26 protein-coding genes and 1 pseudogene are annotated in these 25,486 nt (G+C 63.7%); 7 read left to right on the forward strand and 20 right to left on the reverse strand.

From position 1 onward, the window contains the following. Positions 1 to 67 precede the first annotated feature (67 nt). The 5 genes and pseudogenes from FJ974_RS29015 to FJ974_RS29035 form a co-directional block, all read right to left on the reverse strand. Positions 68 to 1,258 (reverse strand): annotated as a pseudogene (locus tag FJ974_RS29015) (IS3 family transposase). A gap of 87 nt (positions 1,259 to 1,345) precedes the next feature. Then, positions 1,346 to 1,531, reverse strand: coding sequence for a hypothetical protein (locus tag FJ974_RS29020; protein ID WP_140539254.1), 186 nt, complete (start codon positions 1,529 to 1,531; stop codon positions 1,346 to 1,348). Between the two features lie 37 nt (positions 1,532 to 1,568). Continuing rightward, positions 1,569 to 1,784, reverse strand: a complete 216-nt coding sequence (locus tag FJ974_RS29025) for a hypothetical protein (protein WP_140539255.1) — start codon at positions 1,782 to 1,784, stop codon at positions 1,569 to 1,571. A 23-nt stretch (positions 1,785 to 1,807) separates the two neighbouring features. Further along, the gene (gene groL / locus FJ974_RS29030; protein WP_140539256.1) at positions 1,808 to 3,442 is read right to left on the reverse strand and encodes a chaperonin GroEL; all 1,635 of its coding nucleotides are present in this window, start codon (positions 3,440 to 3,442) and stop codon (positions 1,808 to 1,810) included. 42 nt (positions 3,443 to 3,484) lie between these two features. After that, positions 3,485 to 3,823 (reverse strand): co-chaperone GroES, encoded by a 339-nt coding sequence (locus tag FJ974_RS29035; RefSeq protein WP_140539257.1) that lies wholly within the window; start codon positions 3,821 to 3,823, stop codon positions 3,485 to 3,487. A 495-nt stretch (positions 3,824 to 4,318) separates the two neighbouring features. Between FJ974_RS29035 and FJ974_RS29040 the strand changes: the two genes are divergently transcribed. The 4 genes from FJ974_RS29040 to FJ974_RS29055 all read left to right on the forward strand — a co-directional run bounded on the left by FJ974_RS29040 (position 4,319) and on the right by FJ974_RS29055 (position 6,481). Next, positions 4,319 to 4,579 (forward strand): hypothetical protein, encoded by a 261-nt coding sequence (locus FJ974_RS29040; RefSeq protein ID WP_095769137.1) that lies wholly within the window; start codon positions 4,319 to 4,321, stop codon positions 4,577 to 4,579. After that, positions 4,576 to 4,944, forward strand: a complete 369-nt coding sequence (locus FJ974_RS29045; protein ID WP_413468370.1) for a hypothetical protein — start codon at positions 4,576 to 4,578, stop codon at positions 4,942 to 4,944. Before FJ974_RS29040 ends, FJ974_RS29045 begins: the two co-directional genes overlap by 4 nt. A gap of 89 nt (positions 4,945 to 5,033) precedes the next feature. Continuing rightward, entirely contained in the window at positions 5,034 to 5,276 is a 243-nt protein-coding gene (locus FJ974_RS29050; RefSeq protein WP_140539271.1) for a hypothetical protein, read from the forward strand. Between the two features lie 386 nt (positions 5,277 to 5,662). After that, positions 5,663 to 6,481, forward strand: a complete 819-nt coding sequence (locus tag FJ974_RS29055; RefSeq protein WP_140539258.1) for a transglutaminase-like domain-containing protein — start codon at positions 5,663 to 5,665, stop codon at positions 6,479 to 6,481. 309 nt (positions 6,482 to 6,790) lie between these two features. Here FJ974_RS29055 and atzF read toward each other — a convergent pair whose 3' ends face one another. The 8 genes from atzF to FJ974_RS29095 are packed head-to-tail and all read right to left on the reverse strand — an operon-like array spanning position 6,791 to position 15,058. After that, a complete protein-coding gene (gene atzF, locus FJ974_RS29060; RefSeq protein WP_140539259.1) occupies positions 6,791 to 8,593 on the reverse strand; it encodes an allophanate hydrolase in 1,803 nt (600 codons plus the stop codon). Further along, complete coding sequence (locus tag FJ974_RS29065; RefSeq protein ID WP_140539260.1) at positions 8,586 to 8,939, reverse strand: cupin domain-containing protein; 354 nt, start codon at positions 8,937 to 8,939, stop codon at positions 8,586 to 8,588. The genes atzF and FJ974_RS29065 overlap by 8 nt, the downstream gene beginning before the upstream one ends. Beyond that, positions 8,932 to 9,600: a cysteine hydrolase family protein gene (locus FJ974_RS29070; RefSeq protein WP_140539261.1), complete on the reverse strand. Its 669-nt coding sequence runs from the start codon at positions 9,598 to 9,600 to the stop codon at positions 8,932 to 8,934. Before FJ974_RS29070 ends, FJ974_RS29065 begins: the two co-directional genes overlap by 8 nt. Further along, on the reverse strand, positions 9,600 to 11,132 hold the full coding sequence (locus tag FJ974_RS29075; RefSeq protein WP_140539262.1) for an ABC transporter ATP-binding protein: 1,533 nt from the start codon (positions 11,130 to 11,132) through the stop codon (positions 9,600 to 9,602). Before FJ974_RS29075 ends, FJ974_RS29070 begins: the two co-directional genes overlap by 1 nt. A gap of 10 nt (positions 11,133 to 11,142) precedes the next feature. After that, positions 11,143 to 11,844, reverse strand: coding sequence for a cysteine hydrolase family protein (locus tag FJ974_RS29080; protein WP_140539263.1), 702 nt, complete (start codon positions 11,842 to 11,844; stop codon positions 11,143 to 11,145). Positions 11,845 to 11,858: 14 nt separating this feature from the next. After that, the gene (locus tag FJ974_RS29085; protein ID WP_140539272.1) at positions 11,859 to 12,785 is read right to left on the reverse strand and encodes an ABC transporter permease; all 927 of its coding nucleotides are present in this window, start codon (positions 12,783 to 12,785) and stop codon (positions 11,859 to 11,861) included. Next, complete coding sequence (locus FJ974_RS29090) at positions 12,785 to 13,909, reverse strand: ABC transporter permease (protein WP_140539264.1); 1,125 nt, start codon at positions 13,907 to 13,909, stop codon at positions 12,785 to 12,787. Before FJ974_RS29090 ends, FJ974_RS29085 begins: the two co-directional genes overlap by 1 nt. A 21-nt stretch (positions 13,910 to 13,930) precedes the next feature. Beyond that, positions 13,931 to 15,058 carry a BMP family ABC transporter substrate-binding protein gene (locus tag FJ974_RS29095; RefSeq protein ID WP_140539265.1) on the reverse strand — a complete coding sequence of 376 codons (1,128 nt, stop codon included), beginning with the start codon at positions 15,056 to 15,058 and terminating at the stop codon, positions 13,931 to 13,933. 294 nt (positions 15,059 to 15,352) lie between these two features. On the opposite strand from FJ974_RS29095, the gene FJ974_RS29100 reads away from it, so the two are divergent. After that, positions 15,353 to 16,027: a GntR family transcriptional regulator gene (locus FJ974_RS29100; RefSeq protein ID WP_140539266.1), complete on the forward strand. Its 675-nt coding sequence runs from the start codon at positions 15,353 to 15,355 to the stop codon at positions 16,025 to 16,027. Between the two features lie 332 nt (positions 16,028 to 16,359). Here FJ974_RS29100 and FJ974_RS29105 read toward each other — a convergent pair whose 3' ends face one another. Next, complete coding sequence (locus FJ974_RS29105) at positions 16,360 to 17,055, reverse strand: alpha/beta fold hydrolase (protein WP_140539267.1); 696 nt, start codon at positions 17,053 to 17,055, stop codon at positions 16,360 to 16,362. A gap of 188 nt (positions 17,056 to 17,243) precedes the next feature. On the opposite strand from FJ974_RS29105, the gene FJ974_RS29110 reads away from it, so the two are divergent. Continuing rightward, positions 17,244 to 18,785, forward strand: coding sequence for a winged helix-turn-helix domain-containing tetratricopeptide repeat protein (locus FJ974_RS29110; RefSeq protein WP_140539268.1), 1,542 nt, complete (start codon positions 17,244 to 17,246; stop codon positions 18,783 to 18,785). 950 nt (positions 18,786 to 19,735) lie between these two features. On the opposite strand, the gene FJ974_RS29115 is transcribed toward FJ974_RS29110, so the two are convergent. Beyond that, on the reverse strand, positions 19,736 to 20,371 hold the full coding sequence (locus FJ974_RS29115) for a hypothetical protein (protein WP_140539329.1): 636 nt from the start codon (positions 20,369 to 20,371) through the stop codon (positions 19,736 to 19,738). Positions 20,372 to 20,503: 132 nt separating this feature from the next. Here FJ974_RS29115 and FJ974_RS29120 point away from each other — a divergent pair, with 132 nt between their 5' ends. After that, positions 20,504 to 20,779, forward strand: coding sequence for a helix-turn-helix domain-containing protein (locus FJ974_RS29120; RefSeq protein WP_226891673.1), 276 nt, complete (start codon positions 20,504 to 20,506; stop codon positions 20,777 to 20,779). Between the two features lie 70 nt (positions 20,780 to 20,849). On the opposite strand, the gene FJ974_RS29125 is transcribed toward FJ974_RS29120, so the two are convergent. From FJ974_RS29125 to FJ974_RS29145, 5 genes are all read right to left on the reverse strand, one after another. Further along, entirely contained in the window at positions 20,850 to 21,728 is an 879-nt protein-coding gene (locus FJ974_RS29125; protein ID WP_140537699.1) for an NAD(P)-dependent oxidoreductase, read from the reverse strand. 19 nt (positions 21,729 to 21,747) lie between these two features. Next, positions 21,748 to 22,062 (reverse strand): putative quinol monooxygenase, encoded by a 315-nt coding sequence (locus tag FJ974_RS29130; RefSeq protein WP_140537698.1) that lies wholly within the window; start codon positions 22,060 to 22,062, stop codon positions 21,748 to 21,750. An 18-nt stretch (positions 22,063 to 22,080) separates the two neighbouring features. Continuing rightward, positions 22,081 to 23,439, reverse strand: a complete 1,359-nt coding sequence (locus FJ974_RS29135) for an NAD(P)H-dependent oxidoreductase (protein WP_140537697.1) — start codon at positions 23,437 to 23,439, stop codon at positions 22,081 to 22,083. Between the two features lie 207 nt (positions 23,440 to 23,646). Further along, the gene (locus FJ974_RS29140; RefSeq protein WP_140537695.1) at positions 23,647 to 24,591 is read right to left on the reverse strand and encodes a PfkB family carbohydrate kinase; all 945 of its coding nucleotides are present in this window, start codon (positions 24,589 to 24,591) and stop codon (positions 23,647 to 23,649) included. After that, the gene (locus tag FJ974_RS29145) at positions 24,588 to 25,457 is read right to left on the reverse strand and encodes a MurR/RpiR family transcriptional regulator (RefSeq protein ID WP_140537694.1); all 870 of its coding nucleotides are present in this window, start codon (positions 25,455 to 25,457) and stop codon (positions 24,588 to 24,590) included. Before FJ974_RS29145 ends, FJ974_RS29140 begins: the two co-directional genes overlap by 4 nt. Between the last annotated feature and the right edge of the window lie 29 nt (positions 25,458 to 25,486).

Genomic DNA, 25,486 nt, shown 5'->3' on the forward strand with positions numbered 1-25,486 from the left:
CTCCGCCCAGAACTGCCAGTTCCAGCAGGCGCAAAAACGGTGCGCTGACTGACGTTGCCCCCAGGTTCTATCCAGTTTTGGCTTCGTTTCCGGCGTGGGTTGTGCCCTGCTGGGCGGGTGAAGCGACGGTCGCTGGCGCGGAGCTTTTGGCATAGCGCAGCGCGAGCGACCGTCGCGGATTGAAGGTGGTGGCGAACTCGGCCGGTGTCTGCCACGCGATTTGGGAGTGCGGCCGCGCGGTGTTGTAGTCGGCGCGCCACAGGGCGATGGCTACGCGCGCCTGAGCCAGCGAGGTAAACAGCGTCTCGTTGAGCAGTTCATCGCGCAGCCGGCCCTTGAAGCTCTCGATGAAGCCATTCTGCATCGGCTTGCCGGGCGCAATGTAATGCCGTTCGACGCGGTTCTGCTCCGCCCAGGCGAGGATGGCGTTGGAGGTGAACTCGCTGCCATTGTCGCTGGCGATCATCCTCGGCCGGCCGCGCTCGGTGATGAGCCGGTCCAGTTCGCGGGCAACCCGCATGCCCGAGAGAGACGTATCAACGATGAGTGCCAGGCACTCTCTCGTGCAGTCGTCGACGATGGCCGGGATTCGGAAGCGGCGCCCGTCGGTGAGTTGGTCCGATACGAAGTCGAGCGACCAGCGCTCGTGTGGCCTCAGCGGCACCAGCATCGGCGCCCTGGTCCCGATCGCCCGCTTGCGGCCGCCACGTCGGCGAACGGCGAGCTTCTCCTCCCGATAGAGCCGGAACAGCTTCTTGTGGTTCACGACCAGGCTCTCCCGCCTAAGCATCACGAGAAGACGCCGGTAGCCGAACCGGCGACGCTCCTGCGCGATCGCCTTCATCCGCTCGCGAACCTCGCGGTCCGTCCGGCCTGCTGGTCTCGTAGCGAACCGTCATACGGCAACAGCCGATGGCTTTACACGCCCGCCGTTCGCTCATCCCGAAGCCTTCCTTCAGACGAGCGACAGCTTTCCGCTTGGCCGCGGGCGTCACCATTTCTTTCCCACGAGATCCTTCAACGCGGCATTGTCGAGCATAGCATCGGCCAGAAGCCGCTTCAGCCGCGTGTTCTCGTCCTCCAGCGCCTTCAGTCGCCGAGCCTCGGAGACATCCATCCCGCCGAAGCGGGCCTTCCAGTTGTAGATCGAAGCATCGCTGACGCCGTGCTTCCGACACAGATCGGCGACCGAAACCCCGGCCTCATGCTCCTTCAAAATTCCGATGATCTGCTCTTCAGAGAAACGGCTGCGCTTCATGTCCTGGTCCTCTCGATAGGCCAGAACGAACTTCAAACCGGATTAGATCAGAGGGGCAAGGTCAATTCGTTGGTACATCGGTACAAGTCAGCGGCCGGCCTCTTCCCGCCGCTTGGCGTCTTGATCGTTCAGCCCGCTGACCATCTCGTACGCTTGGCCGGCATTGATGCCGACCATGATCTTGTGATCGGACTCGGCGGGCTGGCCGGTGAAGACGTCGAAAAGGGTCCAACTGTCCGGATGGTCCATACGAAGCGCGTAGCGGTTTGCCAATTCCGCGTCCTTTCGTTTTCGCCCGCCGCCGATCTGTTCAGGTCTGCAGAATGAAAAATACCGTCGCCAGGACAAGGACTGTCCACAGCACCACGCCGAGCTTCAAAGCCAGGCCCCCGTGCAACGAGAGACCCTCTCGCATACGGGCCGCCAGATTCGTCATATTGCTGGATCTGGCCGGAGCCGCCACAATGGCGACCGGCGACTTGACCCCAAGCCTGCCGAACACCGGGAGCAGCGTCGGTTCACGCACGGCCTTCTCCTGGCGCCAAGGTCTTAGTATCCCATTCCGCCCATACCCCCGCCGCCGGACGAAGGCGCGGCATCCTTGGCCGGAATGTCCGTGATCATGGCTTCGGCGGTGATCAAAAGTGCGGCGATCGAGCCGGCATCCTGCAGTGCCGTGCGTACCACCTTAGCCGGGTCGACAATGCCGGCCTTGATCATGTCGAGATAGACCTCCTTCTGGGCATCGAAACCCTGATTGCGATCCTTGCTGTCGGAGAGCTTGCCAACCACGATCGAACCTTCGACGCCGGAATTCTCGGCGATCTGACGGATCGGCGCCTCCAGTGCCCTGAGCACGATCGAAATACCAGCCGTCACATCGGCATTGGCGCCCGTCAGGCCGTTGAGCGCGGACCTGGCGCGCAGCAGCGCCACGCCGCCGCCCGGAACGATGCCTTCTTCCACCGCAGCGCGGGTGGCGTTCAGCGCATCGTCGATGCGGTCCTTCTTTTCCTTGACTTCCGACTCGGTAGCGCCGCCGACGCGAATGACTGCAACGCCGCCGGCGAGCTTCGCCAGCCGCTCCTGCAGCTTCTCCTTGTCGTAGTCGGAAGTGGTCTCCTCGATCTGCGCCCTGATCTGCGAAACCCGCGCCTCGATGGTCGCCTTGGGGCCGGCGCCGTCGATGATCGTGGTGGTGTCCTTCTCGATCAGCACGCGCTTGGCGCGACCGAGCATGTCGATGGTCACGTTTTCGAGCTTGATGCCGAGATCCTCCGAGATCATCTGGCCGGCGGTGAGCACGGCGATGTCTTCCAGCATCGCCTTGCGGCGGTCGCCGAAGCCCGGCGCCTTGACGGCCGCGACCTTGAGGCCGCCGCGCAGCTTGTTGACGACCAGCGTCGCCAGCGCCTCGCCTTCGACGTCCTCGGAGATGATCAGCAGCGGCCTACCGCCCTGCACCACCGCTTCGAGGATCGGCAGCATCGCCTGCAGATTGCCGAGCTTCTTCTCGTGGATAAGCACGTAGGGCTCTTCCATTTCGACCCGCATCTTGTCGGCATTGGTGACGAAATACGGGCTGAGATAGCCGCGGTCGAACTGCATGCCCTCGACGACGTCGAGTTCGGTGTCGGCGGTCTTGGCTTCCTCGACGGTGATGACGCCGTCATTGCCGACCTTGTCCATGGCCTTGGCGATCATCTCACCGACGCTGGCATCGCCATTGGCGGCAATGGTGCCGACCTGCGCGATCTCGGCCGACGACTTGACCTTCTTGGCCCGCGCCTTGATTTCCCCAACGACGGCGGTGACCGCCTGGTCGATGCCGCGCTTGAGGTCCATCGGGTTCATGCCGGCAGCGACCAGCTTGGCGCCTTCGCGCAGGATGGAGGCCGCCAGCACCGTGGCGGTGGTTGTGCCGTCACCGGCAAGGTCGTTGGTCTTCGAGGCCACTTCGCGCACCATCTGCGCGCCCATGTTCTCGAACTTGTCGGCAAGCTCGATCTCCTTGGCGACGGCGACGCCGTCCTTGGTGATGCGCGGCGCGCCATAGGCCTTGTCGATGACGACATTGCGGCCCTTGGGGCCAAGCGTCACCTTGACAGCGTTGTTGAGGATCTCGACGCCGCGCAGCATCCGGTCGCGCGCATCGGTGGAGAATTTGATTTCCTTGGCAGACATTTTTTTATCCGATTCGGTTTGGGGAAATGCGCGGCGCTCAGATCAGGCGGCCTTCTTGACCGCCCCGGTCTTGTTGGCGCCGGCCATCTCGCTCTTGTCGATGACGCCCATGATGTCGGCTTCCTTCATGATCAGAAGGTCTTCGCCGTCGATCTTCACCTCGGTTCCCGACCATTTGCCGAACAGGATGAAGTCGCCGGCCTTGACGTCGAGCGGAACAAGCGCACCGTTTTCGTCGCGAGCGCCCGGGCCGACAGCGATGACCTCGCCTTCCTGCGGGTTTTCCCTGGCATTGTCGGGAATGATGATGCCGCCCTTGGATTTGGTGTCGCTTTCGGCGCGCCGGATGACGACGCGGTCGTGGAGTGGCCGGAATTTCATGGGGAACTTCTTTCTGTGGCCGGCATGGACGGCCGCTGCCTGTGTATAGGCGGGTTGGCACTCGATAGATAGGAGTGCCAGAATTATTTCTCGCCAAGGGCCAAGAATTCGAGTGAAATAATTCGAGCCGCACGAAATTCATCCGCACTGGTGGAAAACTTTCTGCCGGTTTGAATTTCGCAGGCGCGCATCTGTTATTGCAAGGGAAAAAATAAAAGGCGTCGCGACCTTGTTTGGAACTCAAATGAGGCGCGTAGGTGAAATTCGTTAATTTGGTCGAGTTGGCTTTGTGTCAGAGCCCCGCCATTCACCACTGAATTCTCGAAAACGAGTGCATGCGCCGGTCCGGCGCACATTTCGTTCCGTTCGAACCCCTGGAATGACATCGACGCTGACCACGGATGTACTGGCAGCGTCGGGCATCATTCCGGTGGTTCGAGTGGGAATGATACGGAAACGCGCAAGGCGCGCGTTTTCCGCTGAAAGCCGCAACAAATGACCAGCCGCACCACACCAACTGTCGTTCGCTTCAAGTCGGCGTTTTCGCTGCCCGGCTTTGATGCACCGCAACCACCCGGGGATTACCGCGTCGATCATGACGAGGAAGCCCTAGAAGGAGCTTCCCTGATCGCGTGGCGCCGCGTCGCCACCTTCATTCACCTGCCGGCGATCTCCGCAAGCGGTGCTACGCGGCAGATGGTGCCGATCGAACCGGCATCGCTCAAAGCCGCACTGGAGCAGGACCAGAGACAATGATGAGAACCACGACGATGATGCAACGCAACGCACGCCCGGTCCGCCGCGAAGCCGCAACGCATCTATTTGCCGTCGGACAGGCTGTCCGGCTGAAGGGCGGCTTCGGCATGTTTCCAAAGACTTCGGAAATCTACCGGATCACAGCCAGACTCCCGCCGAGGGAAGATTCGGCGCAATACCGCATCCGCAACGACGGCGAACTTCATGAACGGGTGGCGACGCAAGACAGTCTCGAACCGGTCGCCACATCGCCGGGTGACACCATAACGCTCATCGAAAGGACGTTCGCACATGTCAAAGGGACAGAAACGCTCGAGCCGGGAAATCAGGAAGCCGAAGCAGGAAAAGGTCCTGCCCAAGCCTAAAAGCGTGTTCGGCGCCCAGACCAGACTTGCCGCTAACATCAGTACCCCGCGCGGCAAAGGCGAGAACTGACACGGCGAGACGGATGACGATGAAGATCATGATCGAATTCTATCGCACCCGAGAAGCGGACGATGCGCATGCCGTGCTTGGCCGCGAGACGGCGGAAGCCGCCGACCTCGACGATGCGATCGAAATCGCCAGGCTTTTGGCTGGGACCCTGAACATGCCGCAGCGGCCGGACGCCATGACGATCGCCGATGCGAATGGCGCAACGCTCTATTCGGGCGTTCTCGTCGGGAAGGCGATTAATGAGGAACGGCTAACATCATGAGTGGCCATAACAACGAAAGCTGTCGGACCCGCAACGTCGCCGCGCTTGCGGTCTGGGAAATGAGGGCGGCGCGTCCGGGCGCGATTTCTGTGGACCATCAAATGGCCGTCGAGTCGAAGTTGATCGCTCCCTGGACCGACTTCCACGTTTTCAGCGCGCAACGCCGTCCGCCTCACCGATCATGACGGCTTGCTTCTTGGTCGATGTCGAGGCGCTCGCGAAATCGGATATCGCCTTGGCCGAGACCGGGGCTGCTGAAACAAGATGCCTTTCAGCATTCGACGCCTTCCTGATGTCCATCCATGATGTTGCTTGCAAAGCCTACTCCCGCAACCGTCGCGATTCCTGCACTCTGACCCCGCTGATTTCCGGCAGGCAAGATCCACATGCTGATCCGCTACGGCTATGAGATCACGCTGACCTTCCAGCAACCGACCGCATTGGTATGCCTGCTATCGGTCCACGACGACCGCGCGGCCGACATAAGGATCCCCGAAACGGTCTTCACCACGCCCGATGTTCCGACATCGACCTACCATGATCCCTTTGGCAACCGATGCCGCCGGCTTGTTGCGCCCGCGGGCGACCTGACGATGTGGGGCGATGCAACGATCGAGGACGACGGCAAGATAGACAGGCTGCTGCCAACTGCCCGCGAAGTAGCCCTGTGGGATTTGCCGGACGGCTGCCTTGTCTACCTGATGGGCAGCCGCTATTGCGAAACCGATCGTCTCAGCCAGGCGGCGTGGGACAAGTTTGGCGCCACTGCCCCAGGTTGGGGCCGCGTGCAAGCAATCTGCGACTTCGTCCACGGTCATATTCAATTCGACTACATGCAGGCCAGATCGACGCGAACGGCCTTCGAGGCGTACCAGGAACGCATAGGCGTCTGCCGCGACTTCGCCCATCTCGCGCTGACTTTGTGCCGCTGCCTCAATATTCCTGCACGTTATGTCAACGGACATCTCGGCGACATCGGGGTCCCGGTCGTCGACCCCATGGACTTCAGCGCCTGGATCGAGGTCTTCCTGGACGGTGCTTGGCATACTTTTGATCCCCGAAACAACACGCCCAGGATTGGCAGGATCGTCGTCGCCCGCGGCCGCGATGCGGCCGACATTCCGCTCATCAACTCCTTCGGCCCGCATGTTCTCAAAGGGTTTCGGGTCTGGACCTACGAAGTGCAGAACCTTCATCTCACATGAATGATTTGCGGGCGGGGCGGGGCGCGGCCTCTCGACCTGTTGAATTAGAGGCCGTTGCTGGCGCCAAGCGGATCGTCTGCTAGTGGCGCTACCATGACTTCAGCGCGGCCGCCTGCGACGTCCGCTTTTAGGCAGGGGCACAGCTAACTTTGATGACCGAAATCGGGCGCATTGCCGACCGGCGGCTTTGGCTAGCCTAAAGCTGAGGGGCAGCGTGTTCTGGCCTCGCGATGAAAATATCAGAAGTTCAACCGTGGCTCGGTCGGGCTCGCCAGTTGTCCTTTCTTCCGCAAAGTCCGTTGACGATGTTCAAACGGGAATGCGATCTGACAGAAAGCGGCGCCAGCCGCCAAATGACGAGATGTCAGAAGCGCCCAGCAAGCCCACGGATTCCACCAGAAAGCCTTTGGCGGTGCTGCCGTCGCCGAGCTCTATATTGCCAATGCCCAGCGGCGGCGGGATGGCGGCCACAAAGTGGCCGAAAGCGTCGGCAGGTAGCCGCCAGACCTCTACCTCGATCTCAGTGCCGCCGCTCTCCACACGAACCAGTCCCGGCTTGGGCGTGGCCTGGCCGGCGAGCTGATAAAGCTTGTATGAAGAGGCCGTCCTCGTCGCCCGGCAGAACCGGGCACCGGCCTGCTTGAGCTGGCCATTGAGCGGCATTCCCGAGAGGTGAGCGCCGACCACCACCAATTCGATCGTGCCGTCTTCGGCCGATGCGCCGACAGGCTGCGCGCTCGGCTGCCGCCAGCCGGTCGCGCCGAGCGTAAGACCGCTCGCGGCATGGAGATCGCGCGCGACGGACGCCACAAGGCCGTCCAGTCCGGCGGCCGCAAGCAGCGTCACGCTCATCGGCAGGCCGTCATCGCGCGTGCCGGTCGGCACGGCCATGCCGCACATGTCGAGCAGATTGACGAAATTGGTGTAGGTGCCGAGCCGGCTGTTGGTGACGACCGGATCGGCAAGTACGGTGTCGACCGTGTAGTGGGTGGGCGCGGTCGGCACGCAGAACAGGTCTACCGAAGCAATGACCGGAGCGAGCTTCACCTTGTAGGTCTGCAAGGCGTAGAGGCCGCGGAAGGCGTCCGCCGCCGACAGCTTCCTGGCGCCGCCGATGATCTTGCTCGTCACCGGATGCATGGCGGCTTCGTTGACGTCCATGAAATCGCGGATCGCGGCGTAGCGTTCGGCCACCCAGGCGCCCTCATAGAGGAGGTTGGCGGTGGCGTAGAAATCGCCGAACGGGATTTCGACCAGCCGGCAGCCGAGCCGCGACAGCATGGCGAGCGAGGCCTCGAAGCCGGCCTGCATCGCCGCGTCGCCGAAGAATTTCCGGTCGGCTTTTGCCGGAATGCCGACGCTCAGCACAGGCGGGCGCGCGGCGAGCGGCCGGACGGCGATGTCGCGCGAATAGGGATCGGCCGCATCGCGCGCTGCCGCGACGCAGAACACTCCATAGGCGTCGTCGACGGTCAGCGCGAACACCGACACGCAGTCGAGCGTGCGGCAAGCCGGAACGACGCCGCCCGTCGACAACGCACCGACGGTCGGCTTCAGCCCGACGATGATGTTGAGGCCGGCGGGGATGCGGCCGGAGCCGGCGGTGTCGGTGCCAAGCGCGAAGGAGACGATGCCACGCGCCGTCGCCACCGCCGATCCCGAGGAGGAGCCGCCCGGCACCAACTCCGCATCGATGGCGTTGCGCGGGATCGGCCAGGGTGTGCGCACACCAACGAGGCCGGTGGCGAACTGGTCGAGATTGGTCTTGCCGACGACCAGCGCGCCGGCGGCCCTGAGCCGCGCCACCACGGTGGCGTCCTTGTCGGGCCAGTAGGTGTATTCCGCGCAGGCCGCCGTCGTCGGCATGCCGGCGACGTCGATGTTGTCCTTGACGGCGAAGGGAATGCCCCACAGCGGTTTTGCCACCGGGTCGAACGGGCCGAGCGCTTCGACCGCGGCAAGCAGATCCGCCCTGGCGGCGAGATGGATGAAGATGCCCGGATCGTCAGCTGCCTCGATGCGGGCATAAATCGCCGCGATCACATCGCCAACGGCGACGCCACCACGATAGGCCGCGTGCAGGCTCGCTATGTCGAAGTGGACATCACTCATTTCGTCTCTCTAGGATGATCACCGGCAGGTCCCACTGGATCAGCACGACACAGCCGTCCTTGGTCCACACCGAATGCTCGGTTCCGACCGGATTGAGGATCACGCTGCCGGCTGGATAGTCACCGTTCTCGTCGCTCTGGGTGCCTTCCAGCACGACAATAGTCTCCAGTCCGACATGGCGGTGGCGCGGCACGCCAGCGCCGGGCCGGTATTTCAAGATCGCGACCGATGGCTCGACCGGCCCGCCTTTCAGCAGCCAGTGCACGCCGATGCCGTCGCGGAAAGGCTCGAACGCCAGGTCGCGCCAGCCGCCGTCGAGCAGGCCGGCAAAGGCAAGATTAGGCATTGGCAATTCCCTCGAGCACCTGGTCGGTCGTCGCCGTCCAGCCGACGATGGCGCCCTGCGCCCTGATCATGGCGATCGCCGCCGCCTTGAACTCGGGAAAATAACTTTCCGTGGCGTCCTCGGCGAGCAGGCACTCATAGCCGCGATCGTTGGCCTCGCGCATCGTCGTCTGCACGCAGACTTCGGTGGTGACGCCGGCAAAGACGAGTTGCTCGGCGCCAAGCCTTTTCAGGTCATCGCCGAAGGAGGTCGCATAGAAGGCGCCCTTGCCCGGCTTCTCGATGACGATCTCGCCTGGCAGCGGCGCAAGCCCCTCGAGGATCGCGGTGCCCGGCTCGCCGGCGATCAGCACGCGGCCCATCGGCCCGGCATCGCCGATACGGACCGACGGATTGCCGCGATTGCGCTTGGCCGGCGGCAGGTCGGAAAGGTCGGGCCGGTGGCACTCCATCGTGTGGATCACCGGAAGGCCGGCGGCGCGAAAGCCCTCGATCAGTCTCTTCACCGTCGGCACGATCGCGGCCACCCGGCTGACGTCGTTGCCGAGGCTGGCGCCGAAGCCGCCGGGCTCCGCGAAGTCACGTTGCATGTCGATGACGACAAGCGCCATGCTCCGCGGCTTGAAGGCGAACGGAAATGGCTGCGCTGCGATTTCCGCCATCAGTGATGTCCCGCCATGTGCTCGCCGATGGTCTGGACACTGGCCTGCGCGATCGGCGTCTCGTAAACCAGCGCACCGTCCGACATGACGAAGATGCGGTCCGAGAGCGCGAGCAGTTCGTCGAGATCCTCCGACATCAGAAGCACTGCGGCACCGGCATTGCGCGCCTTCATGATGCGAGCGCGGATTTCGGCCACGGCCGAGAAGTCGAGGCCGAAGCACGGATTGGAGACGATCAGAAGGTCGACCCTGCCGGTGAGCTCGCGGGCAAGCACGGCGCGCTGCACATTGCCGCCCGACAGCGAGGCGATCGGGGAGGCAAGCGATGCGGTCTTGACCTTGAACTGCTCGACCAGCCTGGCGCTGAATGCCCTGATGGCGCCGGCACTGATCCAGCTCACCGGTTTGCCGTTGGCGTCGAGGTCGAAGGTGCGGAAAGAAATGTTTTCGGCCACCGTCATTTTCGGCGCGCAGGCATTCTTCAGCGGCTCCTCGGGAATGAGCCGCACATTGAGAGCGCGCGCCTTGGCCCGCGTAGCCGCATAGGCGCTGCCGCGCACCATGACTTCGCCGGCCTCGCGGGGGCGCTGCCCGGCCAGCACTTCGAGCAATTCCTTCTGGCCGTTGCCGGAAACGCCGGCGATGCCGACGATCTCGCCGGAGCGCACGCCGAGATCCTCGATCCGGATCGACTTCAGCCCGGTGCGGTTCGGCGCCTTCAGCGCCTTAACCTTGAGCACGATCTCGGCGTCCGGCCTGGGCTCGGCGCGGCTGTCGAGGGCCGCGATCGGCTGGTCTCCGATCATCATCGCAGCCATGGTTTTGCGGTCGAGGTCGACGACGCGGCCAGTGCCGGTCAGCCTGCCCTTGCGCAGCACGCTGACGTCGTCGGCGAATGCCGTCACCTCATGGAATTTGTGCGAGATCATCAGCACGGTCAGGTCGCGAGCCCTGGTCATGCCGCGCACCAGGCCAAGCACTTCCTGCGCCTCGCCGGGGCTGAGCACGGAGGTCGGCTCGTCCAGCACCAGGAAGGAGCGGCCGAGATAAAGCTGCTTGATGATCTCCAGCTTCTGCTTCTCGCCGGCAGCGAGATCGGCCACTTTGACATCGAGCGGCAGTTTGAACGGCATTCGATCCATGAACATTGCAAGCTTGCCGCGCTCCTTGCGCCAGTCGATCACGCCGGGAACCTTCTCACGCGAAATGACCAGATTCTCCGCACCGGTGAGCGACGGGACAAGCGTGAAATGCTGGTAGACCATGCCGAGGCCGAGTGCCGAGGCGTCCCTGGGGCTGGCGATCGCCACCTCGCGGCCGTCGACGAGGATGTCGCCGGCGGTCGGGTGATAAAAACCCATCATGCATTTGACCAGCGTCGACTTGCCGGCGCCGTTTTCGCCAAGCAGTGCATGGAACGATCCGGCCGGCACCTTGATGGAGACGTCGCCCAACGCCGTGAAGGCGCCGAAACGCATGGTCATGCCGACGGTCTCGACGCCGACGGCCTTGTTGCCGATGATGGCGTTCATCCTGGTTTCCTCACGGCAGCTGGGCGACGAAGGACGCCGAGCTCGACACCGCGCCGAAGACGCCGCCCTGCATCTTGATCATCTTGATCGCGGCGAGATGATTGCCGTGGTCGGTCGCCCCGCAGCAATCCTCCAGCATCACGCATTCGAAGCCGCGGTCGTTGGCCTCGCGCATGGTGGTGTGCACGCAGACATCGGTGGTGATGCCGGTGAGCACGATGTTTTCGATGCCGCGCTGGTTAAGGATCAGCTCCAGGTCGGTGGCGCAGAACGAGCCCTTGCCGGGCTTGTCGATGATCGGCTCGCCCTCGGCCGGGTAAAGGTCGGGAATGATGTCCCAGCCCGGCTCGCCGCGCACCAGGATGCGCCCGCAAGGGCCGGGGTCGCCAATGCCGGCATTGATGCGGCGCGAGCGCCAACGCTTGTTGGCGGGCAGGTCGGCGAGGTCGGGCCGGTGGCCCTCGCGGGTGTGGATGATGGCGTAGCCTTTCGCGCGCATGGCCGACAGCACGGACTTGATCGGCTCTATCGGCGCGCGCACCAGCGACAGGTCGTATCCCATATGATCGACGTAGCCGCCCGGTCCGCAGAAATCGCTCTGCATATCGATGACGATCAACGCCGTGTTGTCGGGGCGAAGTTCGCCATTGTAGGGCCATGGATACGGGTCGGCGTCGATGTAGCGCCGGGTGATTTCGGCTCTGGCGTCCATGGCAAAAACTCCAGCTATTTGGTGATCGACAATTCGCCCGGCGCACCCGCTAGCGAGCGTGTCGGCGACGAGGTGGCGATCATGATGATGAGGGTGAGGATGTAGGGGGCGGCGTAGAATAAATAGTAGCCTTGCGTGACGCCGACCGACTGCAGCGCCGGTCCGAGCGCTCCGGCGCCGCCGAACAGAAGCGCTGACGCAAAGCAGCCGAGCGGATTCCAGCGCGCGAAGATGACCAGCGCCACCGCCATCAGCCCCTGACCGGACGAGATGCGCTCGGTCCAGCTGCCGGGATAGTAGAGCGACAGATAGGCGCCGCCGATGCCGGCCAGAGCGCCGCCGACGCCGGTGGCGATGAGGCGCACTGTGTTCGGGTTGAGGCCCATGGCGCGCGCGGCCTCGGAACTGTCGCCGACGACGCGCACGATGAGGCCGATACGGGTGTTGCGGAAGGCCCACCACAGGACCAGCGAAAGTGCCGCCCCGATCAGGAACAGGACGTTGACGTCGAGTGCCGCCTGCACCTGCGGAATGTCGGACCAGGCGCCGAAGGGAATGGCCGGAAGGTTCGGCGCTTTCGGCTTGATGAACGGCTTGCCGAAGAAGAAGGCGAGCCCCGAGCCGAACAGCATCAGCGCAATGCCGATGGCGATGTCGTTGACTTTCGGGAATTTGCAGATCCAGCCATGGAACAGGCCGAAGCAAAGGCCAGCGGCCCCGGCGGCCAGCAGGCCGAGCCATGGCGAGTTGGTCATGACCGCGACTGCATATGCGGTCATGGCGCTGAAGACGAGCGTGCCTTCCAGCCCCAGATTGATGCGGCCGGAGCGCTCGGTGATAGCCTCGCCCAGCGAAACGAAGATGAAGGGCGTCGACACCCGGATGGCACCGCCGAGGATGGCGAGCGGCACACCCCAGAGGCCGATCCCGGTCGCATCCATCACGAGGCCCTCTGCCACAAATCGGGATTGAAGATCTTGAAGCGGCCGTACAAGGTTTCGCTGAGCAGGATGACGATGAACAGCATGCCTTGCAGCACCAGCACGGTGGCGTCGGGCAGGTCCATGCGGCGCTGGATCAGCCCGCCGGACGCGTCAATGCCGCCAAGCAGGATGGCGACCGGGATGATGGCCAGCGGGTTGTGGCGGGCGAGGAAGGCGACGAGGATGCCGGTGTAGCCATATCCGGCGGCGAGCGAGCCGTTGGCGCTGCCTTGCACGGCAGCGACTTCCAGCATGCCGGCAAGACCGGCAAGGCCGCCCGCGAGCGCGGTAAAGCCGACGATGAGCGGTCCGACGGCCAGCCCCTGCACCTGCGCTGCCCTGACATTGCCGCCGGCGATGCGGGCGGCAAACCCCCAGCGGGTTTTTTCGATCAGCACCCAGGAGAGCACGCAGGCGACGACGCCGACGGCAAGCCCCCAATGCACCTCCATGCCCGGAATGTCGCCGATACGGTAGATGTCGGCGAGCGGCTCGGTCGAGGGCTTGTTGAGCGAGGCCGGGTCGCGCAGCGGCCCCTCCACCAGCTGGTTCATCAGGGCGATGGCGATGTAGGCCATCAGCAGGCTGGAAATGGTCTCGTTGACGGCCCGGTAGTGGCGGAGCGCGCCGACGGCACCGATCCAGATGCCGCCGGCGGCCAGGCCCGCCACGCCCATGGCAAGAATGACAATGAAGGAAGGCGCGCCGCCCAGTGCCACGCCTATGGCAGCGGCGCTGACGCCGCCGAGAACGATGGCGCCCTCGCCGCCGATGACGACGAGGCCGAGCCTGGCCGGCAGTGCCACGCACAGTGCCGCCAGCAAAAGGGGAGCGGCGCGCGACAGCGAGTTCTGCACCGAGAACCACGAACCGAAGCCGCCCCGCCACATCGTCTCGTAGAGCAGGATCGGCGACTTGCCGACCAGGGCGATGAACAGGCTGAACAGCGCCATGCCGACGACAAGTGCCGTGAGCGGAATGACGAAAGCCTCAGCCCGCCGCGCGATCCATTCCAGCGCCGCCGGATATCCCTTGGCGCCGAGCATGGCCGGCGCCTCCGCACTGCTGACGGTGTCCGCCATAGTCCCCGTCTCCGCTCGGCTTCAGGCGGTCGAGCCGACGATGCCCTCGACGAGATAGTCCATGCTTTCGAGCTCGATGGCTGTCTCGACGAAGGCCTGGCCTTCCGTCGCTACGACGGCGCCTTTGTTGCTCTTCAGCGGGCCCTTGATGACGGAGAAGCCGCCCTTCATCATTTCGGCCAGGGTGGCGTCGAATTGCTTGCGGGCCGGCTCGCCGACGGCGGGACCGAGCGGACTCATCTTGACGAAGCCGTCGGCCAGGCCGCCGCGGGTGAAATTGGGCAACGGCGTGCCGGCGATGAGGTCGTCGACGAACATCTTGTAGACCTTGGCCCAGTTCCACTCGGCCCCGGTCAGGTATTTTTCCGGCGCCAGCGGGCTCTGGTTGGCGTGGTAGCCACAGACGAAGGCGCCGCGGCCCGCCGCCGTCTCGACCACCACTTTCGGGCTGTCGACATGGCAGGTGATGACGTCGGCGCCCTGGTCGACCAGCGCGTTGGTGGCTTCCGCTTCCTTCACCGCCAGCGACCATTCGCCGGTGAAGATGACCTGGCAGGTGATCGACGGATCGACCGAGCGCGCACCGAGCAGGAAGGAGTTGATGTTGAGCAGCACCTGCGGAATGGGCTTGGCGGCGACGAAACCGAGCTTCTTGCTCTTCGAGGTGTGGCCGGCGACGACGCCGTTCAGGTACTGGCCCATGCCGATATAGCCGAAATAGGAGCCGGCATTCATCGGGTGCTTGGCCTTGTCCCACATGCCGCCGCAATGGCGAAACTGCACGTCGGGGAATTTCGCGCACATGGCCAGCATGTGCGGATCGAAATAGCCGAAGGAGGTTGGGAAGATAAGCGAGGCGCCGTCGAGGTTGATCATCGATTCCATCGTCTTCTGGACGTCGACCGTCTCGGGAACGTTTTCCTCCTCGACGACGGAGATGCCTTCGATGCCCTTCAGCGACGCGGCGCCTTCGGCATGCGCCTGGTTGTAGCCATAGTCGTCCTTCGGGCCGACATAGATGAAGCCGACAGTGGCAGAGGCGGCGAAGGCACGGCCCATGGGAAAGGATGTCGAGGCGAGGCCTAGTGCGGCTCCCGCGGCGGTGGTTTTGAGCAGTTGGCGGCGGTTAAGCATGAATCTGTCGGTCATGGTGAATGCTCCCCTTTGGACCCTTTTCCGGGTCGGTTAACATGCCGTCAAGGAAAGTGCATGCAATCGCTGTGCCAGTTTGCGAATTTGACTTTATTCAATAAAATCAGCTGTCAGTTCGAAGCCTGGTGCCTATGCTGAAGGCAATTGCATGCACTTGTTGCCTCGAAAGTAGCCAATTTGACAGGCAGATTAAAATAGAGGCATAGAGGGCACATCCGAGTCGAAAGGCCAACGAGTCGGCCGGCTCCATGAAGAAGACACGACGGAGGAAAATTGTCGGGGAAGCGCAGCTTGATCAGGTCGGGCACGACCGTGGATCAGATGGTCAGGGCGATCGGCGACCGGATCGTCACTGGCTACCTGCGCCCCGGCGAAAAGCTGGACGAGACCTCGCTCGCCGCTCGCTTCGACGTGTCACGCACTCCTGTCAGGGAAGCGCTCGGCCAGCTCAGCGCCATGGGCCTCGTCGAGAGGCGGCCCAACAGGGGCGCTATCGTTGCCGTCGTGACGCAGGAGCATCTCGCCTCGATGTTCGAGAGCATGGCCGAACTGGAAGCGATCTGCGCGCGCTTGTCGGCCGAGCGCATGACCAGCAGCGAGCGTCGCGGGCTCGAGATCGAGCACCAGGCTTCGGCGCGGATGGTGCAGCTGGGCGCCGAGGAGGACTATGAGTATTTCAACACCGAGTTCCACAGCCGGCTTTACCGTGGCGCGCACAATACGCATATCCACGATCTCACCGTGATGACCCGCAGCCGGCTGGCACCCTTCCGCCGCGCGCAGTTCATGCTGCCCGGACGGCTGGCCAAATCCTGGCAGGAACACGACCTGATCGTCACCGCAATCATGCGCGGAAACGGCGTGGCTGCGGGCAAGGCCGCGAGGGACCATGTCTCTATCGTCAGCGAGGCGAGCGCGGTGTTCGCGGCTGATGATCGTAAGCCAATTCGGCGGGACGTGGCCTGAAAATTTCCGGACGGTCCGAATCTTAGCAGACGATGTCTGGTGGGCCTTGGCTAGGCGATCGCCCTCCCCAGCGGCAGTATAGCCGCAGATGACGAGCAGCATCCTCTCCCCTCCCGGCAGGCTCTGGCACAGTCGGCGCTGCCACCGCCTATGTAATGCAGTGCTTTGTCGAACGCCTCCTGGTTCAGGTCGCCGGCCCTCACGATGTGCGCATGGGCTTTTGGGCCTGTGAGTTCAGTAGGTGCGTGCGACCTGTGCGCGATCTCTGAAACTCAAAGAGATGACCCGGGCGCCGCCCTGCGCCCAGGTTGTCTGCATAGTCTATGCGCGGTTCAGTTCGTCGCGGCGGCGGCCTTCTCGATGAGGTCGGCGACGGCCTTGGGATCGGAGACGTAAACGGCATGGCTGCCGGGCACTTCCACGGTCGTCGCGCCGGCCCGGTTGGCCATCTGGCGCTGTGCCGGCGGCGGGATCATGTGGTCGTCGGTGGCAACCAGGTACCAGCTCGGCTTCACTCTCCAGGCCGGCTTGGTGACCTTGCCTTCGAGCGCTGCCACACCCCACGGAACCTGCGAGTCCGCCATGAAGGCGGCAAGCGACGGACGCACGTCGGCGGCGAAGGAGGCGGCGAACTTTTCCTTGTCCAGCATCAGGAAGCCGTCGACCGGCGGCAGGATCGGCGGGACCGGGGCACCGGGAGGCGGGTTGGCGATTAGGGTCGAGACCGACTCGCCGGCATCCGCCGCGAAAGCCGCGATGTAAACCACGGCCGAGACCTTCGGATCCGTGCCGGCTTCCGACACCACGACGCCACCATAGGAATGGCCGACCAGGATGACGTCGCCCTTGGCTTCGGCAATGGCGCGCTTCGTCACCGCGACGTCGTCGGCGAGCGAGGTGGTGGGGTTTTGGGCGATGATGACGTCAAAGCCGTCCTTCTTGAGCTGGTGGTAGAGCCCTTCCCAGCCGGAGCCATCGACGAAGCCGCCATGCACGAGGACGACAGATTTTGCTGTGTTGTTCGACATTTCCAGTTCTCCTTTTCAAAAGCGTTGTTTGCGTTTGGTTGCAGGAGGACTATGCGACGGAGCGGCCATGCTCGCTTTGAGGCGGCCTTCAGGACCTCTTGATTTTCCCTTGAGATCGCTTTGATTTTACGTCCACGACGCGGCTACAGTGTTGGAAACGCCATTTGCGCGATCTGGAGCAAAAAAAATTGCCGTATCATTTCGAGGATTTCGCTTTGGACGGCGATCGGCGCGAACTGCGCCGCGGCAATGATTTGATCCCGGTCGAGCCGCAGGTCTTCGACCTGCTGCAATATCTGATCCGCAACCGCGAGCGCGTGGTGAGCAAGGACGACCTTGTCGACGTTGTCTGGCAGGGCCGCATCGTTTCCGACGCCACGCTGGCCAGCCGCGTCAACGCCGCCCGCAGCGCGCTCGGCGACAGTGGCGAGGAGCAGCGGCTGATCCGCACCATCCTGCGCCGAGGGCTCCGCTTCGTCGGCTCGGTGCGCGAGGAAGGCGGCCGCCAGGCGGCGGAGCAGGCGGCGCCCTGCCCCGACATCCCGGCCCGCCCCTCCATCGCGGTGCTGCCTTTCCAGAATATGAGCGGCGACCCCGAGCAGGATTATTTCGCCGACGGCATGGTCGAGGACATCATCACCGGCCTGTCGCGCATCCGCTGGTTGTTCGTAATCGCGCGGAACTCGAGCTTCACCTATAAGGGCCGCGCGGTCGACGTGAAGCAGGTTGGCCGCGAGCTCGGCGTGCGCTACGTGCTGGAAGGCAGCGTGCGCAAGGTGGGCAGCCGGGTGCGCATCACCGGCCAGTTGATCGATGCCGAGGACGGCAGCCATATCTGGGCCGAACGCTACGATCGCGACCTGACCGACGTGTTCGCGCTGCAGGACGAAATCACCATCAGCGTGGTTGCGGCGATCGAACCCAATTTGCGCCGGGCCGAGATCGAGCGCGTCAAGCGCAAGCGCCCCGACAGCCTCGACGCCTATGACCTGTTGCTGCGCGCCTTGCCCGATGTCTACACCTTCATGCCGCAAGGCGCCGCCAAGGGCATGCCGCTGCTCGACAAGGCTCTGGCTATAGAACCGAGCTATGCGCTTGCCCACGGTTTCGCCGCCTGGGCGCACCAGACGCTGTTCATCCGCGGCGGCATGCAAAGCGAGCACCGCGACAAGGCCGCCCGCCATGCGCATGCCGCGATCGAGCACGGCCCGGGCGACGCGATGGCGCTGGCCCTTGCCGGCTTCACCATCGGCCTTGTCGAGCATGACCGCAGGCTCGCCGACGAGGCGTTCGCGGCGGCTTTGGCGCTGAGCGCCTCCTGTGCCTTCGTCTATGCCTTCGGCTGCGTGCCGGTGGCCTATGGCGGCGATGCGGCGCGTGCGATCGACTGGTGCGAGCGGGCGATGCGGCTCTCCCCGCTCGACGCCATGAGCTGTGTGCCGCAAGGCATCATCGGCTTCAGCAATTTCTTGGCCGGCCGTCACGAGCAGGCCGTAGCCGCGGGCCGCCGCGCCGTGGAGCTCAACCCCGGCTTCAGCATCCTGCATGGCTGGCTGGCCGCGCCCCTGGCTAGGCTCGGCCGGATCGAGGAGGCAAAGGCGGTGGGCGCGCGGCTGATGGCGCTCGAACCGCATTTTACCATCGGCGGCTGGTCGGCGGCGGTGGGCATAGCTCCGAGCATTCTAGGCGAAGTTACCGGAGCCATGCGGTTGGCGGGTCTGCGAGGCTAGCCGGATAGCCAAGAAGTCCAAGTCTGGCTTTTTAGCTCACGGCCCGTACGAGAGCGTGCAACCAGTCTTCAGTGTTGGCCAATCAGAGAAAATGCTTGTGAGCACGATAGACCGATAGCTTGCCACAACTGACGTCTGCTTCCAGTAAGAGGCTAACGCGGCCCGTATGACCGGCATTGAGGCGCAAAGCAGACAGTCCGGGTCCGAAAGTCGACGCGCTGGGAAATCTCACCCCATCACATCGTAGAGCGGACAACAGCCTTGATGTGTTCTGGCAGGTCGAGCTCGCCGCGCGCCTCGATCTGCAAAGAGATATCGGGCCTTGGCCAAGCGATCGCCTTCCCCGACCGCACGATAGGCGCAGATGGCTAGTAGCGCCCCTCCTCCTCTCGGCCAGCCTTGATGTGATCGCAGCCGCGACTGCCTCTTTGGTGGACGGCCTTCCCAAACGCACCGTGCGCTGCCGTGTGCGCCTCAATCGGAGTTCGCAGGTCGATGGATGGTTGCCGATCACGGCTCATCGGTTCTGTGCCGCGAGCGTTTGCTGGAACGGTGGCAGCAGCGACTGCGCAACCGGAATCGCAGAGTAAGGCGCGGCGACCAATCCTGGACATGGTGAACTCTCCTCTTCGCATTACAACAGGCCAGAGCCATGAACAAAGCTGATGCCTATAGTTCGGGCAAGCTGGGGTTGCGATACGTCCGACTGGACGCGAACGATGGCTCTCTGCCTGCCGACCTGCCGATCAGCGGGATGAGGGCTCGGTTGAGGTTGGCCTTTGTCCCCGCCGCAGTAGCAGGAGCCGCTTCGATTCCGAGCTGGCCTCTCGCTACTGCATCGATCACTCCTCGGAATGTGAGTCTGTCGCGGTGCGCCGCAAGGAAACAAACTCAGCAGATTTCCGTATTGGGGAGTTGCAAATCGCGAAACGGATGCGCCTTGCACTCGGCTATCTCGGCCGGCTAATCCTGGCAATATCCCTGATGGTCGCGCGGAGTAGAGGCCAGGGAAACTCGGCGTCGCTTTCCGACGGCTGAGCTACCCTAAGCACGGCATCTAGTTTGGCGGCCACACCGGCAAGGGTAGTGGCTGGCGTTTCTGACAATACCTCAAGCAATTCTTCTGCTCGATCGGCGGCTTCGCGTTCAGCGCGCAATGCGGAGGAATAGCCAATTTCTTCAGCGGCGGCATCCCAGCGAATCTGGTGGGCCGCCAAGTCGGCTTCGGCCTTAGCGCGGATTGTTGCGTCGATGGAATCGGCGCCAGGCAATTCACCGATTTCCTTCAGACAATGCAGTGTCAGGCTCTCACCATTGGACTGCAGGATCGTCGCGCGCGGAAAACCGACAGTTTCGGCAAGCTTCCGCTCCAGCCGCTGTTGGTCGCGGCACTGCCGCTCGGTCAATTTGAAGGCCTCCTGCCACTCGCGCCATACCGTTACAGCGGCATCAGCGGATTGGTCCTCATCCAGGATCTTGCGAGCAACCTCGGTTGGCTGCGACCCCACCATTGCATTTGCCGTTCGGGCAGCTACGGTCCTGCCCGTGACGAGGGGCAAAGTCGTGGTATTGTCGGAATCAGCCATGATCCGAGCTCCGTCCAGCTTGGTAGTGGTCAGGCTGGCGCAAACGCGTTGGCGTGTAACCAACCGAGTTCGTGCCCTCTCCTCAATGTCAGCCATTTAGCCTGACTTGGACCATAAGGTCAAGCAAAAAGTATGATTTCGAAATTTAACCCGATGTCGGTTGAGCAGTGCAGAGGTGCTAGGGCGATGCTCGGCTGGAGCCAAAACCAACTGGCGGAAGCGGCGGGCGTTTCGCGCGCAACGGTGGTCGATTTCGAGCGAGGGCTTCGAATTCCTCATCGTAACAACCTGACCGCCATTCAGCAGGCCCTAGAGGCTGCAGGGATAGAGTTCATATCCGAGAACGGTGGCGGACCAGGTGTCCGCTTCTCACGCAGAATAGACGACCCCAAAATGGAAGTCCGTTAAGGGCCGACACCGGACGGGCGGCTTTTCGGATGGCGAGCTAGAAGGCGGACGGATGTGTCCAGCCTGTCACTTATCGCAGGTTTATCCGCCGCAGTTCGACGATGGCCGCGCTGTGGTCGAGATCGCCGCCGCCATTGTCGACGAGGCCACGAAAAATCCGGTCGACCTCGGTAGCAACGGGCAGCCTCAAGCCGAGGGAGGCTGCCAGCGCAAGCGCCGTGCCGGTATCCTTGATCTGATATCTCGCCGTGCCGCCGGGCGCAAAATCGGCCTCGATCATGCGCCGCCCGTGCTGGCGGAACACTGTCGAGTCGGCAAAGCCGCCGAGCAGCGCCTCGCGCACGCGCGCCGGGTGGGCACCGCCGCGCTCCGCCAGCAGCAGCGCTTCGGCGACGGCGCAGATGTTGCTGGCGACGATCAGTTGGTTGGCAAGTTTTGCAAGGCTGCCGGCGCCGGTCGGGCCCACATGCGTGACACGCCCGAGCGCGGCAAACACGGGCTTCAACGCGCCTATGGTGTCGGCTTCACCGCCCGCCATGATCGCAAGCGTCCCTTCATCCGCGCCTGTCTCACCGCCAGAGACGGGAGCGTCGACGTAGCGGATGCCCTTTTGCGCCGCCAGTTCCCCTTGCCTGCGCGCGGTCTCGACCGGGATGGAACTCATCACCACGAGCGTCGACCCTGGCGGCATCACATCGGCGGCGGCATTCGCGCCGAACAGCACCTCGTCGCAGATCGGCCCCGAGCTCAGCATCGAGACCACGACATCCGCATCCCGCGCCGCCTCGGCGGCTTCGGCGGCAACAGTAAGGCCGAAGCGCTCGAGCGCTTCGGCCTTGCCTAGGCTGCGATTCCAGACCGTCACGGCTAAGCCGGCCTGCGCCAGCCGGCGGGCCATGTGGCCGCCCATGATGCCGGTTCCGATGAAGCCGATCCTGGTGACGCTCATTACCGCAACCGGTGCCTGATCAAGCGTTTTCGAGAGCGGCGAAGCGGACGACCGTCTCTTCGACCTCGAGAGCCTTCATGGCCGCCTGGAAGCGCTTCAGATGCGGGGTTTGCAGATGCGCCTCGAAAGCGGCGCGGTCGTCATAGACCTCGTAAAACAACATCGTGTCTTCGGCGCCCTCGGGGCAGACGATATCGAAACGGCGGCAGCCCGCCTCATCGGCGAGCGAATGGCGGGCGTCGTCCAGGGCAGCATCGAGAAATGCGGTCCTGACCTGCGGCCTGACGCGGAATTCGGGGATCACCACGAAGCGTGGCGCGTTGCACTCTGTCATGGAACCTCTCCTGGATGATCAGGCTGCCACGCTCGGCGTTGGGCGGAAGCGTTCTTCCATCTCGCGGCGCAGCTTCACCACGTCGAGGTCGTTGATCAGTTCGACATCGTTGAAGGAGACGATCTGGTCCTTCCGGACGGCGCGCTTCAGCCGCACATTGTGCGCCAGACCGATCGGAAGCGCCGCGTGCTCGAGGCTGATCGCGGCTGGAATGGCGTTGGCCCAGACCGCGTGGCCGCCCTCGCCGTCCAGCATCTCGCCGGGCTGCATATCCTTCTTGGCGGTCGCCACCGCATCGCCGCGGAACTCCTTAGACGACCCGGTCGGCTCGTTGCGCATCACGGCCGACAGTGCGCTGATCGAGGTTTCCAGCCCGATGATATGGAAGGGCCGCCACATAGAGGCGTACCAGCCCGACGGGTCGGTCAAAAGGCCGTACTGCTTGAAGCAGGCGCGCGAATACTCGTTATGCGCTTTGAAGGTGACGAAGACGCCGTAGCGGATGTTGTTGAACACCTCGCGGCCGTCCGGCTCCTGGCTCGCGGCGATATCGACAAGGCCCGAGCGCGCCATGCGCCCACCATCAGCGGCCGGGCGGAACACCTTGGCAAGATCGTGCAGGCCGCAGGGCGGGAAACCCAACCCGTCATCGGGACAGTCGAGACCCGTGCCGTTGGCGACCGCTGCCATCTCGATCGCCGCCTTGGTGCCATCGGTGAACGAGTTGTACATCTTCGGATTGAAGTCGCCCTTCGCCACTTCCTCCTCGCTCCAGCCGAAGAAGCCCCAGACGGTGTCGGGCGTGGAATAACGGTAGCGCGGCTCGAAATTCATCCCCTTGCCGGCCGCCGTCACCTCGAAGCCGGTCGCACGCGCCCAATCCACCAGCTCGCAGATCAGCGCCGGCTGGTCGCCATAGGCCATCGAATAGATGACGCCTTTCCGGCGAGCCTTTTCGGCCAGTATCGGTCCGACCATGACGTCCGCCTCGACATTGACCATGACGACATGCTTGCCGGCCTCGATCGCCGCGAGCGCATGACGGGTTCCGGCAATCGGATGGCCGGTCGCCTCGATCAGGCATTCGATCTCTTCGCAGGCAAGCAGGGCGGCGACATCGTCGGTGACGAAGGTCGTGCCGTTCTTCACCGCTTCGCCGGCATTCTTCGCCTGATACCGCTCGGCCGGCCAGCCGACGCGCTGCAGCGATTCCCGCGCCTTAGAGACGTTCAGGTCGGCCACTGCGACCATATGGTATCCGGCGATACGTTGCGCCTGCGACAGCACCATCGAGCCGAATTTGCCGGCGCCGATCAGGCCCACCCGCACCGGGCGTCCACGCTCCGCGCGCGCGGCAAGCAGGGTATAAAGATTCATGTTCGTATCCTTCGCATCACCGAATTCGACACGGCGCGCAGGCGTTGGCGAGGCGCATAAAGGCCTTCGTACCCCGGTTCACCGTAGACACGCTGTGAAGGCGCTCGACACCTTCCCCCAATGGCGCAATTGCCTCCCCGGCAAGCCTTGCTGCCGATGGTCCGGCCCTGTTTGCCGAACCGCTACATTCGTATTGCGGGAGAGCTGTTAGCTCAATTTAGAAGGTGAGCTTGATCGTTTAGTTGCGCTAAAGATTGAAGCACGCACGAGGCCGGCATTCTCTCGGGTCGAGACGTGCCTGGCGGCCGCCTGGTTCGCGAGATCGAGACACACCGCGAAGGGGCGACCCGCGGCAAACGCAGCGGCAAAGGTTCCGGCGAAGACATCGCCCGCGCCATGCGTGCTGATCAATCGTACGGGAATGGCAGGCACCACAACCGGCTCATGGCCGCGCTGCAAGCCGACCACGCCGTCTCCGCCCACCGTCACCACCACCGTCGCAAAACTGGTCGAGAGCAGCCTGGCCGCGCCGACGGCCGAGGCGATATCCCCGACCGGTGAGCCGCAAAACTGTTCGGCCTCGATGGCGTTGACCATCATGATGTCGACCAGCGTGATGAATTCGTCCGTTAGCGGCCGGTACGGGGCGGCGTTGAGGCACACCGGCACGCCCGCCAGTTTCGCGGCCTTGGCGGCGGCAAGGTTGACGGCGTCCGGCATTTCGTTCTGCAGGATGAGAATGCCCGCGTCTCGCCAAAGCGTGAGGTCGTCGAGGCTCTCGGGATCGAGGGCAGTGTTGGCGCCTGAGACGATCACGGCGCCATAATCCCCACCGCTGTCGCTGATGGCGACGCTCATGCCCGAGCCGCGACCGGCAGTGTGGGCGATACGCGAAGCGTCGACACCGGCTGCGGTAAGGTTGGCGAGAAGAAACCGGCCGAAATCATCGTCGCCTACGGCACCGACCATGCGCACGTCGGCGCCGGCCTTTGCCGCCGCCACTGCCTGATTGCCACCCTTGCCGCCGAATTTCGGCCGCCAGCCGAAGCCGGTCACCGTCTCGCCCTTGCGCGGACGGTCGGGCGCGTCGATCATGATGTCATAGTGAAGACTGCCGACCGCAACGACGACGGGCCGCGGCGCGATACTCATGCGCCGCGCCGCTTGCCAGCGACAGCGCTCATGGTCGCGGCGAGGTTGCGTTCGGCCGCCTTCAGGTCACGCCGCGCGACCGCCGCGAAGACGGCATCGAATATGACCAGCTGGGCAATGCGTGCGGCAGCATTCTCACCCAAGAGCGGCGAGCCCTGGGCAGTCGAGCACAGCACTATGTCGGCGACCGAGGCGAGCGGCGAAGTCGCATAGTTGGTGAGCGCGATCGTGCGCGCGCCGCGCCGGCGCGCAAGTTCAATGGGCTCGATCACCGCCGTGCTGGTGCCCGAATGGGAGAAGCCAATGGCGACATCCCCTTCTCCCAGAAGTGAAGCCGACATCAACATCATATGCGCGTCGTCGAACACGCTGGTGCGCACGCCGATGCGTAGCAGCTTGTGCGCGACGTCGCGCGCGATCTGGGCAGAGCCGCCGACACCGTAGAGGTCGCGCTGGCGCGCGCCGAAGATCAGGTCGGCTGCACGCTCGAGCGCCTCGGGATCGAGAATCGCAAGTGTCTCCTCCAAGGCATGCACCGAAGTGCGGAACACTTTGCGCGCGATCTCGGCATCGGTATCGTCGGGCGAGAGTTCTTCATGCAATTCGGCCGTCGGCAGGCGGTTGTAGCCGGCGAGGCCAGCCCGGAAATCCTTGAAACCGTCGAAGCCGAGTTTCTTGGCGATCTTGACGATCATGGCCTCCGACACGCCGGCGTCTTCGGCCACGGTTTTCAGTGGTGTGTTTTCGCCGAAGTCGCGCCGGCCGAGGATCATGTCGACCACCCGTCCCTCGAGCGGCGTGAGATGCGGCATCATCATGCGGATGCGCGGGCCGATGGTTCTCGGATCGCCAAGCGGCAGGCTCATGCGTTTTCCCTCGGCATTATCGCTTTCCC

It is taken from the genome of Mesorhizobium sp. B1-1-8, from assembly GCF_006442795.2.
In the GTDB taxonomy this organism is placed as follows: Bacteria; Pseudomonadota; Alphaproteobacteria; order Rhizobiales; family Rhizobiaceae; genus Mesorhizobium.

Excerpts from the sequence above, each read along its gene's own strand:
- FJ974_RS29065 (WP_140539260.1), bottom strand. The coding sequence starts at position 8,939 with ATGCCTAATCTTGCCTTTGCCGGCCTGCTCGACGGCGGCTGGCGCGAC.
- FJ974_RS29050 (WP_140539271.1), top strand. The coding sequence starts at position 5,034 with ATGAAGATCATGATCGAATTCTATCGCACCCGAGAAGCGGACGATGCG.
- FJ974_RS29130 (WP_140537698.1), bottom strand. The coding sequence starts at position 22,062 with ATGACAGAGTGCAACGCGCCACGCTTCGTGGTGATCCCCGAATTCCGC.
- FJ974_RS29145 (WP_140537694.1), bottom strand. The coding sequence starts at position 25,457 with ATGAGCCTGCCGCTTGGCGATCCGAGAACCATCGGCCCGCGCATCCGC.
- atzF (WP_140539259.1), bottom strand. The coding sequence starts at position 8,593 with ATGAGTGATGTCCACTTCGACATAGCGAGCCTGCACGCGGCCTATCGT.
- FJ974_RS29120 (WP_226891673.1), top strand. The coding sequence starts at position 20,504 with ATGATTTCGAAATTTAACCCGATGTCGGTTGAGCAGTGCAGAGGTGCT.
- FJ974_RS29070 (WP_140539261.1), bottom strand. The coding sequence starts at position 9,600 with ATGGCGGAAATCGCAGCGCAGCCATTTCCGTTCGCCTTCAAGCCGCGG.
- FJ974_RS29055 (WP_140539258.1), top strand. The coding sequence starts at position 5,663 with ATGCTGATCCGCTACGGCTATGAGATCACGCTGACCTTCCAGCAACCG.
- FJ974_RS29040 (WP_095769137.1), top strand. The coding sequence starts at position 4,319 with ATGACCAGCCGCACCACACCAACTGTCGTTCGCTTCAAGTCGGCGTTT.
- groL (WP_140539256.1), bottom strand. The coding sequence starts at position 3,442 with ATGTCTGCCAAGGAAATCAAATTCTCCACCGATGCGCGCGACCGGATG.
- FJ974_RS29140 (WP_140537695.1), bottom strand. The coding sequence starts at position 24,591 with ATGAGTATCGCGCCGCGGCCCGTCGTCGTTGCGGTCGGCAGTCTTCAC.
- FJ974_RS29115 (WP_140539329.1), bottom strand. The coding sequence starts at position 20,371 with ATGGCTGATTCCGACAATACCACGACTTTGCCCCTCGTCACGGGCAGG.
- FJ974_RS29085 (WP_140539272.1), bottom strand. The coding sequence starts at position 12,785 with ATGGATGCGACCGGGATCGGCCTCTGGGGTGTGCCGCTCGCCATCCTC.
- FJ974_RS29045 (WP_413468370.1), top strand. The coding sequence starts at position 4,576 with ATGATGAGAACCACGACGATGATGCAACGCAACGCACGCCCGGTCCGC.
- FJ974_RS29090 (WP_140539264.1), bottom strand. The coding sequence starts at position 13,909 with ATGGCGGACACCGTCAGCAGTGCGGAGGCGCCGGCCATGCTCGGCGCC.
- FJ974_RS29095 (WP_140539265.1), bottom strand. The coding sequence starts at position 15,058 with ATGACCGACAGATTCATGCTTAACCGCCGCCAACTGCTCAAAACCACC.
- FJ974_RS29080 (WP_140539263.1), bottom strand. The coding sequence starts at position 11,844 with ATGGACGCCAGAGCCGAAATCACCCGGCGCTACATCGACGCCGACCCG.
- FJ974_RS29135 (WP_140537697.1), bottom strand. The coding sequence starts at position 23,439 with ATGAATCTTTATACCCTGCTTGCCGCGCGCGCGGAGCGTGGACGCCCG.
- FJ974_RS29125 (WP_140537699.1), bottom strand. The coding sequence starts at position 21,728 with ATGAGCGTCACCAGGATCGGCTTCATCGGAACCGGCATCATGGGCGGC.
- FJ974_RS29075 (WP_140539262.1), bottom strand. The coding sequence starts at position 11,132 with ATGAACGCCATCATCGGCAACAAGGCCGTCGGCGTCGAGACCGTCGGC.
- FJ974_RS29105 (WP_140539267.1), bottom strand. The coding sequence starts at position 17,055 with ATGTCGAACAACACAGCAAAATCTGTCGTCCTCGTGCATGGCGGCTTC.
- FJ974_RS29035 (WP_140539257.1), bottom strand. The coding sequence starts at position 3,823 with ATGAAATTCCGGCCACTCCACGACCGCGTCGTCATCCGGCGCGCCGAA.